General features: G+C 45.1%; 14 protein-coding genes. 4 read left to right on the plus strand and 10 right to left on the minus strand.

Going from position 1 to position 13,686, the window contains the following annotated elements; translation table 11 throughout:
* Positions 1-3: 3 nt before the first annotated feature.
* The gene (locus DTQ70_RS26305; protein ID WP_122933558.1) at positions 4-396 is read right to left on the minus strand and encodes a biopolymer transporter ExbD; all 393 of its coding nucleotides are present in this window, start codon (positions 394-396) and stop codon (positions 4-6) included.
* A gap of 22 nt (positions 397-418) precedes the next feature.
* A complete protein-coding gene (locus DTQ70_RS26310) occupies positions 419-1,099 on the minus strand; it encodes a MotA/TolQ/ExbB proton channel family protein (RefSeq protein WP_122933559.1) in 681 nt (226 codons plus the stop codon).
* Positions 1,100-1,310: 211 nt separating this feature from the next.
* Between DTQ70_RS26310 and DTQ70_RS26315 the strand changes: the two genes are divergently transcribed.
* Positions 1,311-2,072: an NrtR DNA-binding winged helix domain-containing protein gene (locus DTQ70_RS26315; RefSeq protein ID WP_122933560.1), complete on the plus strand. Its 762-nt coding sequence runs from the start codon at positions 1,311-1,313 to the stop codon at positions 2,070-2,072.
* A 35-nt stretch (positions 2,073-2,107) separates the two neighbouring features.
* On the opposite strand, the gene DTQ70_RS26320 is transcribed toward DTQ70_RS26315, so the two are convergent.
* Positions 2,108-2,590 carry a hypothetical protein gene (locus DTQ70_RS26320; protein ID WP_122933561.1) on the minus strand — a complete coding sequence of 161 codons (483 nt, stop codon included), beginning with the start codon at positions 2,588-2,590 and terminating at the stop codon, positions 2,108-2,110.
* A gap of 217 nt (positions 2,591-2,807) precedes the next feature.
* Between DTQ70_RS26320 and ggt the strand changes: the two genes are divergently transcribed.
* Positions 2,808-4,568 carry a gamma-glutamyltransferase gene (gene ggt, locus DTQ70_RS26325; protein ID WP_122933562.1) on the plus strand — a complete coding sequence of 587 codons (1,761 nt, stop codon included), beginning with the start codon at positions 2,808-2,810 and terminating at the stop codon, positions 4,566-4,568.
* Positions 4,569-4,644: 76 nt separating this feature from the next.
* Positions 4,645-5,367: an alpha/beta fold hydrolase gene (locus tag DTQ70_RS26330; protein WP_164490215.1), complete on the plus strand. Its 723-nt coding sequence runs from the start codon at positions 4,645-4,647 to the stop codon at positions 5,365-5,367.
* Here the strand turns inward: DTQ70_RS26330 and DTQ70_RS26335 are convergent.
* The 5 genes from DTQ70_RS26335 to DTQ70_RS26355 are packed head-to-tail and all read right to left on the minus strand — an operon-like array spanning position 5,311 to position 10,367.
* The gene (locus DTQ70_RS26335) at positions 5,311-5,976 is read right to left on the minus strand and encodes a hypothetical protein (RefSeq protein WP_122933564.1); all 666 of its coding nucleotides are present in this window, start codon (positions 5,974-5,976) and stop codon (positions 5,311-5,313) included. The genes DTQ70_RS26330 and DTQ70_RS26335 overlap by 57 nt on opposite strands.
* 48 nt (positions 5,977-6,024) lie before the next feature.
* A complete protein-coding gene (locus DTQ70_RS26340; RefSeq protein ID WP_122933565.1) occupies positions 6,025-6,693 on the minus strand; it encodes a TVP38/TMEM64 family protein in 669 nt (222 codons plus the stop codon).
* Positions 6,694-6,696: 3 nt separating this feature from the next.
* A complete protein-coding gene (gene dnaN / locus DTQ70_RS26345) occupies positions 6,697-7,821 on the minus strand; it encodes a DNA polymerase III subunit beta (RefSeq protein ID WP_122933566.1) in 1,125 nt (374 codons plus the stop codon).
* A gap of 51 nt (positions 7,822-7,872) precedes the next feature.
* Positions 7,873-8,958 carry a chorismate synthase gene (aroC, locus tag DTQ70_RS26350; protein WP_122933567.1) on the minus strand — a complete coding sequence of 362 codons (1,086 nt, stop codon included), beginning with the start codon at positions 8,956-8,958 and terminating at the stop codon, positions 7,873-7,875.
* Positions 8,958-10,367: a BatD family protein gene (locus DTQ70_RS26355; RefSeq protein ID WP_122933568.1), complete on the minus strand. Its 1,410-nt coding sequence runs from the start codon at positions 10,365-10,367 to the stop codon at positions 8,958-8,960. The genes aroC and DTQ70_RS26355 overlap by 1 nt, the downstream gene beginning before the upstream one ends.
* 120 nt (positions 10,368-10,487) lie before the next feature.
* Here DTQ70_RS26355 and DTQ70_RS26360 point away from each other — a divergent pair, with 120 nt between their 5' ends.
* Positions 10,488-10,697 carry a hypothetical protein gene (locus DTQ70_RS26360; RefSeq protein ID WP_028524930.1) on the plus strand — a complete coding sequence of 70 codons (210 nt, stop codon included), beginning with the start codon at positions 10,488-10,490 and terminating at the stop codon, positions 10,695-10,697.
* Positions 10,698-10,735: 38 nt separating this feature from the next.
* Here the strand turns inward: DTQ70_RS26360 and DTQ70_RS26365 are convergent, their stop codons facing one another.
* Positions 10,736-12,844 (minus strand): M3 family metallopeptidase, encoded by a 2,109-nt coding sequence (locus tag DTQ70_RS26365; RefSeq protein WP_122933569.1) that lies wholly within the window; start codon positions 12,842-12,844, stop codon positions 10,736-10,738.
* Between the two features lie 94 nt (positions 12,845-12,938).
* Positions 12,939-13,640 (minus strand): response regulator transcription factor, encoded by a 702-nt coding sequence (locus tag DTQ70_RS26370; RefSeq protein ID WP_122933570.1) that lies wholly within the window; start codon positions 13,638-13,640, stop codon positions 12,939-12,941.
* Between the last annotated feature and the right edge of the window lie 46 nt (positions 13,641-13,686).

Below are 13,686 nucleotides of genomic sequence, written 5' to 3' on the forward strand. Positions count from 1 at the left end.
TACTTATTTCTTAACCGCCATCACCATTTTGATGTCGAGCTTGGCACCAATGGCCAATACATCTACGAGGTCTTGCACCGAAACCGTTTGATCGACTTGCAGAATGACCGTTTTATCTTCTACACCGTTAAAAATAGTGGCAAGTTGCGTCTCAAGTTGGTCTTTGGCAACGGGTTCGCGGTCGATAAAATAGTTCTTTTCAGAATCGACTGCCACGGTGGTTTGTTTTTTCTGCATTTGTTGGGCCGCCGACGCCTTGGGCAACATGAGCTTAATGACGTTGGGGTTGACCATGGTCGAAATAATGAGGAAAAACAACATCAAGAAAAACATGATGTCGTTCAAAGAATGGGTAAATACCTCGGGGGCAAATTTACTTTTACGGCGTATTTTCATGATAGCAATGCGTTTGACAAAATTAGCGAGTGATTGGCTTTTGCAACACATCCAAGAAATCAAACGCGCCTGATTGCAATTTAAGCGCAATGCGGTCGATTTTCATGTTCAGCAAGTGATAGCCCATGTAGGCAATCAAACCCACAATCAAACCTGCTCCCGACGTGACCATTTTTTCGTACATACCGCTTGCTACGGTGCTGATATTGAAGTCGTTGGATTGAGAAATGCTGTAGAAAATATTGATGATACCCGAAATCGTTCCGACGAACCCTAACATAGGGGCAATACCTGCCACAACCCCCAAATACGAAAGGTTACCTTCAAGACGAGACAACTCGATTTGGCTGGCGTTTTCGATGGTACTTTCGATGTCTTTGATTGAGTAACCGATGCGGCCAATGGCTCGTTCAAAGATACGACCCGCTGCTGAACGTTGATTACGGCAAAGCGATTCGGCCGATTTGATGTTTCCCTGTTGAATAAAATCCTTTAAATTATCAATAAAGCTTTCGTCGAGCTTGCCGTTGGCGTTGATGGCGAGCCAGCGTTCAATAATCAAAAACAACGTCAGGAAAAACATGATGAGGAGGGGAATCATTACCCAACCACCTTTCATTACTAAATCAAATAGAGAAATTCCTTGTGCAGAGGCTGCGGTAGCTACAGAGTCAACGGCGGTTTGCGCTTGAAGTAGGATCATTACTGTTGGTTTTTTGCTGTGTCAAAAACGGAATGGAATAGGAGAATATTGTTTAGTGGCGTCAAATATACGAATTTCTAGCAGATGTGGCTTTTCCTGTACCGAAAGCCAATAAATAGAAGCCGTTAGGCGCAGTGATTACTACTAAAAATACGGTATTTTTAAATTCATTGTAGCTTTTTAAGTCATCAACCTATCTGTATTCGGTTCCATGCTCGATTCGTTCCCCGCTCGTTCGGCCTCTTCGGCTATTGCACAATTCCGTGATGCCTCTGCTAGTCCTCACTACCACCAAGGAGAGATAGGCTTACTCAATTCGGTCGATTGCGTTATTTTTGGTTTTTATGGCACTGAGTTACACGTGCTGTTGCACCGCTTTTTGTACGATCCATTCAAGGGCTATTGGGCGTTATTGGGCGGGTTTGTGCATCCTGAAGAAAACATTGATGATGCCGCACGCAACACTGTAGAACGCCTCACGGGGCTCGATAATGTGTATATGGAGCAGGTATATACGTTTGGGGCGGTGTATCGTGTGCCTACCGAGCGTGTAATAACGACTTGCTACTATGCTCTCATCGAAGTAGAGCCGACCTTGCCGAAGCTATCTCACGAGTACGGTGCTACTTGGCATCCTATTTCCCAAATACCGCAACTTGACTTGGTCTATGACCACCTTCAGATGTTTCAAAAAGCCCTCGAACAACTCCGCCGCAAGGTGCGTTACCAGCCGATTGGGTTTGAGCTTTTGCCCGATAAATTTACCATGCTTGAGCTCCGAAATCTTTACGAGTCGATTTTGGGACGGCCGTTAGATAAACGAAATTTTAGTAAGAAGATTCTGAACATGAACCTGTTACAGAAACTAAAAGAGAAGCAAAAAGGGACTTCGCGGAGAGGAGCGTATTATTTTCGTTTTGATGAGAAACGTTATCAAGAATTAGCCGCTAAAGGTTTTTTATTTGAGATTTAGCCGCTAATTCTTGATGACACACTGTGCTTTCACTTTTAGCAAAACAGGGGTCCCCAATTGTCTTGAATGTCATTGGCTTTGTCAAACGAGGCAACCCATTGAATAAAAAGCAATCGAAAATCTTCGATGGCTTCGCGCAATACTTCAAGGTAATGTACTTCCTTGAAATCCATCATTTCAAGGCCATAGGTGTGAGCCTCTAAGCTCCGTGCGTGAATCTTAACAAGAACGGCATTTTCCATTCGTAGGCTGTACAAGTCAGCCCCTTCCGCTGCTGCAATTTTTGCGCGAATCAAGGCAGCATCCTGAAAAATGGTCTCGCGGTAGTGATCCATGAAACAGCCGTCGTCTTCAATAAGAGACATTAATGAATCTACAATTTTGTAGATTTCACGGGCTTGTTTCATAATGGGAAGGCTCTCTACGCGACTTCTTTCTTGTTCATAGTTGTGTTTAGCTTCTTCAGGGTCGAAGTTCTCCTCAAAACTGAAGTTTTCATCATCGTTAAAATTAGACATGTTTATGTTGTATGAGTAGGGTTATTAACGTGCAATTTGTAAAACTTTTCGTCTTGAAGCAAAATAGATGTAGATTAAGACAGATTAAAATTTGTGGTTAGAAGGGTAAATTTGGTGAAAGTCATTGATAGGGTATTTTACAGAACGAAAAAGCCTACTATCAGTAATAAAATACTTTTTGTAACTTGAAACCCGAAATATTCACCTTCGCACTTCTATGAACAAACTTTCCTATTTTTTGGTAGCAGCTACCTTCGTTAGCTCGCTTTCTTTGGCACAAGATGTGAAAGAAAGTAAAGGGTTTTACCAGTTCCTGACCGAAGACCCAACTCAAAAGCCCTTTTATTCTGACCGCCAAGGAGTTATTGCTTCCAATGGCATGGTGGCATCAGCGCATCCAGAAGCCTCTAGGGTAGGCGTTGAAATTTTAAAAATGGGAGGCAATGCCGCCGATGCTGCCGTGGCGGTACAGTTTGCCTTGGCGGTGGTGCATCCTTCGGCTGGAAATATCGGTGGTGGTGGTTTTTTTGTGTATCGCACCAAAAAAGGCAAAAATTATACCCTTGATTTTCGGGAAAAAGCCCCGCTCAAAGGCCATAAAGACATGTACCTCGATGCCGACGGGAATGTCATCCAGGGGTTAAGCCTGTCGGGGCACTTGGCAAGTGGAGTACCTGGCTCGGTGGACGGAATGGTGGAAGTCCACAAAAAGTTTGGGAAACTTGCGTGGGCTACGTTGCTCCAACCTGCCATTGATTTGGCCGAAAAGGGAGTTGTGCTGACCGTAAAAGAGGCTACGGGACTTAACCGAATTAAAAATGACCTTAAAAAACTAAATACTGATACGACTTACTTCCGTCGCCCCGATGGTAAAGATTGGGTAGAAGGAGACTTGTTGGTGCAAAAAGACCTCGGACAAACCCTGCGCCGTATTCAACAAAAAGGCCGTGCAGGATTTTACGAAGGCGAAACGGCGGCTTTGTTAGTGGCCGAAATGGAGCGCGGAAAAGGTATTATTTCTTCCGAAGACCTTCTGCAATACCATGCCACTTGGCGTGAACCTTTAGTGGGGAAATTCAAAGATTATAAGCTCATTACGATGCCGCCAGTATCGAGTGGGGGCGTGGCGTTATTGCAATTGATGAAGTTTGTTCAGCCGTATCCACTCAAGCGTTGGGGCTGGCATTCCGATTCTACGATTCAAGTAATGATTGAAGCTGAGCGCCGCGTGTATGCCGATCGTGCGAAGTTTTTGGGTGATCCCGATTTTGTAAAAGTACCTATCAAAGAGTTGACATCAGACGAATATCTGAAAAACCGTTGGAAGGATTTTACGTTCAACAAGGCAACCAATAGCAAAGAAATTGACGGGGGGCTTATTCCTGGTTACGAAAGCTTAGAAACAACGCACTTTTCGATTGTGGACAAGGAAGGAAATGCGGTATCTATCACTACGACCCTCAATGGAGGTTATGGCAGCCGAGTGGTGGTCAAAGGCGGAGGATTTTTGATGAATAACGAAATGGATGACTTTAGCATCAAACCTGGCGTTCCAAATATGTTTGGTCTGATTGGCAACGAAGCCAACGCCATTGCGCCCAGCAAACGAATGCTTTCATCAATGACACCAACGATTTTGGAGAAAAACAAAAAACTGTACATGGTGGTAGGAACTCCAGGTGGCTCAACGATTATCACGTCGGTGTTTCAAACGATTTTGAATGTCATTGAACACGGTATGACCATGCAGCAGGCTGTCAATGCCTACAAGTTTCACCACCAATGGCTGCCCGACAAAACGACGTTTGAAAATGGTGCGTTTACGGAGTCGGTCATAAAACGTTTGCAGGATAAAGGATATATTCTTGAAATGCAACGAAATACCATTGGACGAATGGATTGTATTTTAATCCGTCCTGACGGAACAATGGAAGGAGGCTCTGACCCGCGTGGCGATGATACGAGCATCGGATACTAATGATTCTAACCCTCATTCTAAACCTTACAGGTTTCCAAAACCTGTAAGGTTTGTCCACGGACATGGCCCTAAAGTTATGTTTGCTTTTCACGGCATTGGCCAAGACCACCGTTGTTTTTTACCTTTGGTCGAAGTCTTAAAAGAACAATACACCTTTTACCTTTTTGACCTACCTTTTCATGGTCAAAGCCCCGCCCTGACGGACGAAAAACTGTCGATGGAGGCGTGGAAAGCGTACATCCAAGAAGTATTGTCGGAAGAAGGTATTGAGCGATTTTCGGTGATGGGTTTTAGTATGGGTGGAAAGTTTGCCTTGGCGACCCTTCAGCTGTTAGCTCCTCAGATAGAATCGTGTTGGTTACTAGCTCCCGACGGTATCACCGAAAGCCCGTGGTACCGTTTGGCAACGCGTTTTTGGGTGGCAAAAAAACTCTTCTCTTTCTTTGTTCATAACCTCTCTTCTTTTAAAACCTTGGCAAACATGCTCACTAAAATAGGTTTAGTGAACAAAAGTGCAGTCAAATTTGCCGAATCCACACTCGCTACTCCCGCCCAACGTGAGCGCGTATATCGTTCGTGGATTGGTTTTAGTACAATTCGTCCCAATTGTGCGCTGATTGCGGAATTGGTAAAAAAAAATGACGTAGATGTACGTATTTTCTTGGGAAAATACGACGCTCTTTTGCCACAAAAATACATTTTACCCCTCACCAAACGCCTCCCTTCTATCCCCGTAGTGGTATTATCCACAGGCCATCATCGACTTGTGGATAAAGTAGCGGAATGGTGGAAAAGTTAGCCCTTCCAAGTTTTCAAAACTTGGTACGCCTCGTCTAAAATTGATCTCTTTGAAGTTATTTTTTACCTTCCAGTGATAATTAATGCCTAATTTAAGATAAGGAATCCTGTTGATAGGAAGGGTTTCAATTCGGCCCTTGAGAAGGGGGCGAATGTAGCAAAAATCAAGGGAAACAGAGGAGCCTATAAAATGAGTAAGTCCAAGGGTAAATGAACTTCCAAGGTTCCATTTATTATTTAGATTTTGCAACGAAGCGACTTTTGATTTAACCCGAAAAATATCAAAAGAACCCTGGATGAAAAATTGCCATTTGGCATCGTCAAATAGATACCGTCGGACAAATGGTGAAACGATTCCTTTGTTTTGGACATATTCATCGGGAGATAGAAACGTATTGAGAAGTGTTTGGCTTTTGTAGGAAGGTGGAAGCGAAGCCCCTACGAGCCATTTTTGACGCAAAAAATAGCCCACTTGGGGGCTATGACGGAACGAAACCCCGTTTTTAGAGGCGTGAATACTTTCGTGATAGCCTAGTAAAATTCCTTTTTTACTTTGGGCAAAGAGATAACCACTGATTAGGAGAAAGATACAAATAGTCGCAGTTTTCATTGGCAAAGAGGTTTTGCTCTTTAACGCTTAATGATCGCTAGTAGTATCTTATTGATTTTTAGGAGCAACCACTCGAAGCAATCCAACGACGGAGAGAATGACTAAGCCAATGATGATAACCCTACTTTCAAGTCCTTGGTTGGGGTTTTGAAGGAGTTGTTTGATTTGTTGGGCTTCCATCCCGACCCACACCGCAAGCGCCGTGCGGGGAATCATGCCCAAAAATCCTCCCCAAATGATGTTCCGAAAGCGGAGTCCCATCAATGCAAACATGAGATTGGTAAGGGCAAAAGGCAAGACAGGCGAAAGCTTGGTGAAAAATACAAATCGAATTTCATCCCCGTGGATGCGTTGGAGAAAACGCGCTACTTTGGGAAACTGTGACAAGTAGCGCAGCAGACTGTCGCGGTTGAGGCGCTGCATGAAGGCGTACACCAGAGCGATAGCGGCGAGGTTTAGCAAGATCAATGGTAACAACGCAATCCAACCTAGAAAATACCCAAAAACAAAGGCCAAAAGGGTAGGAGGTGTGAGGGCCAAGGCACAAGCCAACGCGCATACCAACGACGCAATGAACCACTCGGTCGCGCTAAAACTCCGAATGTAACCTTCGTTCTGAACGAGCCACCAACCTACCGCCGAACTGGTAATGAAAGGTAGCACGGTCAAAAAAAATGCCGAGAGACTCGGCATTAGTAATTCTTTTGATGATTTCATCCCTTATGCGTAGGTATTGAGCATCACTGGCATCACGAGCATCAAAATCTCTTCGTCGTCTTCTTTTTCTAGCGGAACAACGATACCCGCGCGGTTGGGCGCCGACAATTCAAACGACAAGGAGTTTGAGTTAACGTTGTTAAGCATCTCAATCAAAAACTTCGCGTTGAATCCAATTTCCATTTCGTCACCATTGTACTCACAAAGCAAACGCTCGTTGGCTTCGTTTGAATAATCCAAGTCTTCGGCCGAAATGACCAATTCGTTAGGAGGCGTCAATTTAAGACGGATTTGGTGGGTCGTACGGTTTGAATAAATTGAAATACGACGAAGCGAGTTTAAGATTTCGCCGCGACTGATGGTCAGCACGTTCGGGTTATTGGTTGGGATGGCGTTTTCGTAATCTGGGAAACGCTCGTCAATCAACCGACAAATCATTTTGATATTGGCAAAGCTAAAAAACGCGTTTGATTGGCTAAACTCAGCCTTTACAGAAACGTTGTCAGGCAACGACGACTTGAGCAAGTTGAGCGCTTTGCGCGGAATAATCATCGTTGTATCTACGTTTGATTTGACATCAAAGCGACGGTAGCGAATCAAGCGGTGGCCGTCGGTAGCTACAAACGTTGCGTGGTTGGCGCCTAGTTGCAAAAATACGCCCGTCATGGCAGGACGAAGTTCGTCGGTGCTAGTGGCGAAAATGGTATTTACAATGGCACTCATAAGGGCGGTAGAAGACAACTCTACTGAAAACGCTCGATTGACCGAGGGAATCTTAGGGAAGTCAATCGGGTTTTCGCCCGAGAGTTTATAACGACCGTTTTCAGACACAATTTCAATCCCAAACGTATCACTATCTACTTTGATGGCGATGGGCTGTTCTGGAAGACCGCGTAAGGTATCTAAAAGTAATTTAGCAGGTATGGCAATCGCTCCTTTGTCCGACGACTCTACTTGGATTTCGGTAATCATTACGGTCTGTAAATCAGAAGCCGTAACGGTAAGCGAACCACCGTCGAGTTGGAATAAAAAATTCTCAAGAATCGGTACGATAGGGTTGGTTGAAACGACGCCGTTGATTGCGGCAAGTTGCTTTAGCAATACTGACGACGATACGGTAAATTTCATAGTAAAACGTATGTTTAATAAACAACAAATTTACGATAAAGTAGCATACTATCAAAAATTATGCCTAACGCTTTTATCGCGTAGATAGAAGTCAACCAGCACCAGTGCGGCCATGGCTTCGACAATCGGTACGGCCCGTGGCAATACGCATGGGTCGTGGCGGCCTTTTCCCTGAACCGTAATAGATTCGCCATTTTGATCCACACTTTCTTGGTCTTGCATAATGGTTGCTACGGGCTTAAAAGCCACGCGGAAGAAAATGTCTTCGCCGTTGGAAATACCGCCTTGGATGCCGCCCGAATGGTTGGTACGGGTACGAACGCGGCCCGTTTCGTCGGTATAAAAAGCATCGTTGTGGGCTGAGCCTTGCAGTTCTACGCCAGCAAAACCACTGCCGTACTCAAAGCCTTTGACGGCGTTGATGCTCAACATCGCTTTGCCCATTTCGGCATGGAGTTTGTCAAAAACGGGTTCTCCCCAACCTACGGGCGCGCCTGTGACGACACAACTGACCACTCCGCCAATCGAATCTCCTTGTTTGCGAATGTCGTCGATGTAATCAAACATCGTTTGCGCCATCTCGGGGTCAGGGCAGCGCACGGCGTTGGTATCGGTAAGCGATAGGTCGAGTTCGTGGTATTCTTTTTCAAGTTTGAGTTTTCCTACTTGCGATACGTATGCTTGTACATCGACGCCGAGGTCTTTCAGTACCAATTTTGCCAAAGCGCCTGCGGCTACGCGGGCGGCCGTCTCGCGGGCCGAACTGCGCCCACCGCCGCGATAATCGCGAACGCCGTATTTGGTTTGGTAGGTAAAATCGGCGTGAGAAGGACGAAACTGCTGCGCAATGTGCGAGTAGTCTTTGCTGCGTTGGTCTTCGTTCCAAATCATCATGGCAATCGGCGTGCCTGTTGTTTTGTCTTCAAAAACGCCCGACAATACCTGCACGGTATCGGCTTCGCGGCGCTGGGTAGTGATGCGCGACTGGCCTGGTTTGCGGCGGTCGAGTTCTTGCTGAATAAAAGCCAAGTCGAAAGGAACACCCGCTGGGCAGCCTTCAACAACTACGCCGATGGCGGCGCCGTGTGATTCGCCAAAAGTGGCTATTTTGAAAAGTTTTCCGTAGGTACTACTCATTATTTCCGAAAGATAAGAAACATACTTATTAACATAAGGACGACCAAAACGTTGGCCACATTGCGAATGATTTTTTGGTAGTCAAACACAAACTTGGTGGTGTCCCAGTGTTCAATTCCGTTATAAATCGACTCCACCGTTTCCCCCGCTAGTTGGGTATTTTGAATGTTTTTTCCCGTAATGACCAGCTTTAAGGTTGAGTGCAACGTGTCGTATTTCTGCTTTTGAGGATTAAAAAATACCCAAAAAACGTTGTTGCTCAGATCAAAAGATCCGTTTTGTTTGGGGATGATTTGGTAACGAAATGTTTTTTCGCCCGCAATTTGCCCCTTTTTTCGCAAAATATTGTCCTCTACATCGGGCGGATAAACATCAAACAGGGCTTTGTTGGTAAACGTAGGCTCTTGAATCGACTTGATATTGCCGTCGCCAATGATTTTAAAATCATAACGGTAGCTTTTGCCCGTTTCTAGTTGAGTCGTGCTAATTTTTTCTTCAAGCCGAAAATTTCCTACCAATACCTGATTGCGAAGCGGGTGAGTAGGCAGGGTTTGGACTTGGATTGACACGGGGCGCGACGAGAAACTAAGAAAGGAAGGTGTTTGTTCTTCGGATAAATTTTTGGCCATTACGCGCATCGTCAGCGTCACGGCGGGAATCCGAATAGCTTGATTATTAAGGGGGAAAAACGACGCTTGGTAAATGCGGTATTCGGTAAAAGCTTTGCCGCCAATTAGGATTGGAATGGCGGGAATCTCTTGGATGCCGAAATTTTCTTCCCAACAGTTGGTAGGTTTGAGGGCTTTAAGGATTTTTTCGAGTTGTTTTTCTACCTCAAAAAAATCCATTTCAGTAGCATTACTTTCCGAAACAAGCAGCGAAAGCCGCAGGTTAAACCCTTCTTCGACATATACTTTGCGTTTATCTACCCGTACCGACAAGAACGCACCCGTAGTTGCTTCTTGCGCAAGTTCAGAATCTATGGCCTCCATTTCGTCAGCTGATTCTTCCGAATTGGCGGTTTTTCCTACTACCACCGACGTTCCTTCCGAACGTAATACCTGTTTATTCACCAAAATTTCGAGCGGCCCCGTGAAGAATGTTCCCGTTTTGATGGGGTAGTAGTTTTGGGAAATGGTGTAGGTGATAACGGTTTTGCCTCCAACTTTGCTCGTAAAGCTCGATCGCGAACTTTCCCGCTTTTGAAAGTTTTTGATGTTATCAGGAAACGAAATAAGCGGGATTGGGTCAATGTCGGTGATTTTTACTGAGATGACAAAAGGCTCGTTAATACCTATTTCAGTCCCGCTAAATTCAACGGAAAAGGGGTTTTCGTCATTTTGCGCCCACGATGAAGATATAGTGCAAAAAAAAATTAAAAAAAGTATATATAAATTCCCCTGTTTCATCGTTATCTTTAATGCAAAATTAACATACTGGGCGTATAAAACTCCTAACCTTTGACGTTAATTTTGTGAAAGTACTTATTCCATCATTCTCTTAGCGTTCGTTAAAATCCTGTTATGATTATGGCAACTATGTTAGAGTTCATCAAAACCGTGCTTGTGAAAGTGAGTTTTGACAAGAAACTGTTTGAAAAAGAGTTACGTAAGGCATTAAAGGTGCTTTTGCCGGAAGATGTTAAGCAATTACGTGCTTGGTGCTATGAACGTTTTAGTGACAAGTACACCTTCATCCTTAATCAGTATTTTAGGAGGCGACGTTTGTCGCTTAACTAGCAAAAGAGCCGCTCTGTTCGAGAGCGGCTCTTTTGTTTTTATAAGGCTAATCCATCGCGTTTTAGCATGGCATTGGGTTTTGGTTCCCGACCTCTGAAACGCTTGTACAATACCATCGGCTTTTCGGTTCCTCCTTTTGAAAGGATATTGTCGCGGAACGATTTAGCAACGTCTTTGTTGAAAACGCCTTTCTCCTTAAAGGCTTCAAACGCATCGGCATCCAATACTGACGACCACATGTACGAATAGTATCCTGCCGAGTATCCTCCCGCAAAAATGTGCGAGAACGACGTACTCACCGCCGTACCAGGCACGATTGGGTAAAGGTCGGTTTTCTCGGCTACTTTTTTCTCTACTTCAGCTACTGATGCACCCGTAGGTTCGCCGTTGTGCCACGCCATGTCGGTTAGGCCAAGGTTGATTTGGCGCGCCATTCCTAAGCCCGAAAGGAAGTTTGACGAGGCTTTGATTTTCTCAATCAACTCATTAGGAATTACTTCGCCCGTTTGATAGTGTTTCGCAAAAAGCTTCAATACTTCTGGTTCAGTACAGAAGTTTTCCATAAACTGGCTTGGAAGCTCCACAAAATCCCACGATACGCTGGTACCGCTCACAGTTTCGTATTTCACGTGCGACATCATGCTGTGCAAAGCGTGACCAAACTCATGGAAGAGCGTTTGCACCTCGCGGAAGGTCAACAACGATGGCTGAGAATCAGTTGGGCGAGTGAAATTACAAACGTTTACCACGTGCGGACGAACATCTTTCGTTCCTTCAAAATGCTGCGAAAGCGTGGTGTTGTTCCAAGCACCCGCACGTTTTCCTGCGCGTGGGAAGTAGTCGCCATACCATACCGAAAGTAATTGGCCTTTTTCGTCAAAAATTTCGTAGGCTTTTACTTCTGGATGCCATACTGGAATGTTTTTGTTTTCCTTGAAAGTAAGTCCGTACAGCTTGTTGGTAAGCGTAAATAAGCCATCAAGTACGTTTTCGAGTTTGAAGTAAGGCTTCAATAGCTCGTCGTTGATGCTGTATTTCTCTTTTTTGAGTTTTTCGGCATAATAACTCGCATCCCAACGCTGCAACACATCTTCCGAGAAACCGTTTTTCTTGGCGTAATCGGTCAATTCTTTCAACTCACGCTGGGCGGCAGGTTTGGCGTAGCTGAGGATTTCGGTTTCAAAGGCCAATACTTTTTCGGGCGTTTCGGCCATGCGCTCTTCCAAAATGTAATTTGCCCACGTTTTGTACCCCAACAACTTGGCTTTTTCGTGGCGGAGTTTTACCACTTTTTGAATAATGGCTTGGTTATCGTTTTTGTCGCCGTTAAAACCGCGTTTGTTGTAAGCCAACCAAAGTTTTTTACGAAGCTCACGGTTGTCGGCATATTGCATAAACGGCCCGTAGCTAGGCGCTTGAAGCGTAAATACCCAGCCTTCTTTGTTGAGGCGTTTCGCAGTAGCTTTGGCACCATCTTTTACAAACGCAGGGAGGCCAGCCAAGTCTTTTTCGTCCGTAATTTGGAGTGCGTACTCGTTGGTTTCGGCCAAATTATGTTCGCTAAATTCAATAGAAAGTTGTGAAAGCTCTTTGTTCATGCCGCGAAGTTTTTCTTTGTCGGCGGCGTTGAGGTTAGCACCGTTACGTGAGAACGACTTGTAGCTTTTTTCGAGCAACATGGCTTCCTCTGTCCCAAGCTTGAGTTTATCGCGTTGGTCCCAAACGGCTTTTACCCGAGCAAACAGCTTCTCATTGAGCGAAATATCGTTGCCATATTCGGTCAACAATGGACTAACTTCGCGAATGGACTTTTGGAGGTCGGGCGTAGTTTCGGCACCGTTTAAGTGGAACATGATGGGCGTAATACGGCTCAATAAGTCGCCTGCGCGCTCAAGCGCCACGATGGTATTGTCGAACGTCGGCTTGGCAGGATTATTGACGATGGCGTCGATTTCCTTGCGGCCTTCTACCATGGCTTCTTTGACGGCGGGCAAAAAGTGCTCAACTTTAATTTTGTCGTAAGGCGGTGTCTGGTGCAGCGTTGGAAAGGGCTGCAAAAGTGGATTATCACTCATGATTGGCGGATTAGTTTGCGCAAAGGCCATACTGCTAACGAGCAGACCCGCGAGTAAACAGTTTGTTTTCATGGAACAAATAAAGTGGTTAGTTGAAAAAGTGCAGCAATTTAGGGCAGATTCTGTACAAATTTATCACCCAAAGTGAGGGATTAGCCCTTGAAAACTAGGCATCTTCTTTCAAAACATAGCCCATTCCCGACTTGGTATGAATGAGTTTGGTTTCAAAATCACGGTCAATTTTCTTGCGGAGAAAGTTAATATATACCTCAACGACGTTGGTGCCGCTGTCGAAATTCATGTCCCACACCTTTTCGGCGATGTCGGCTTTGGACACAATGCGGCCTTTGTTGCGTACCAAGTATTCGAGCAAGGCTAGTTCTTTGGGCGTAAGGTCAACGGTCTGGCCTGAGCGCGTAACGGCTTTGGTATCGACATTGATTTCGAGGTCGGCCACGCGAAGGGTGTTGCCGCCTGCGGGTTCGGTATCCGAATGTGAGCGTTTGAGAAATACGTTAACCCGTGCCAGTAGTTCCCGAAAGTCGAATGGTTTGACAATGTAGTCATCAGCTCCGACGTTGAAACCTTCTATTTTGTCATCGGCTTCGCCCAGTGCCGTTAGCATCAAAATAGGAACATTGGGATTGCGTTGACGAATATTTTTACAAACCTCGTAGCCGTTCATCGACGGCAGGTTGATATCGAGGATAATTAAATCAAAATGATTGGCCGACGCGATTTTGCTACCAATCAGCCCGTCGTAGGCTACTTCGGTATCAAAACCCTTTTCGCGCAGTCCTTTGCTGATGTTCTGGGCAATGCGGGAGTCGTCTTCGACGATGAGTATTCTCTTTAAATCTGTATTCATTCAGTTAATGAAAGTAAGCAATAGGCAAACCGCAAATTGACAATGT

Source organism: Runella sp. SP2 (assembly GCF_003711225.1).
GTDB lineage: Bacteria > Bacteroidota > Bacteroidia > Cytophagales > Spirosomataceae > Runella.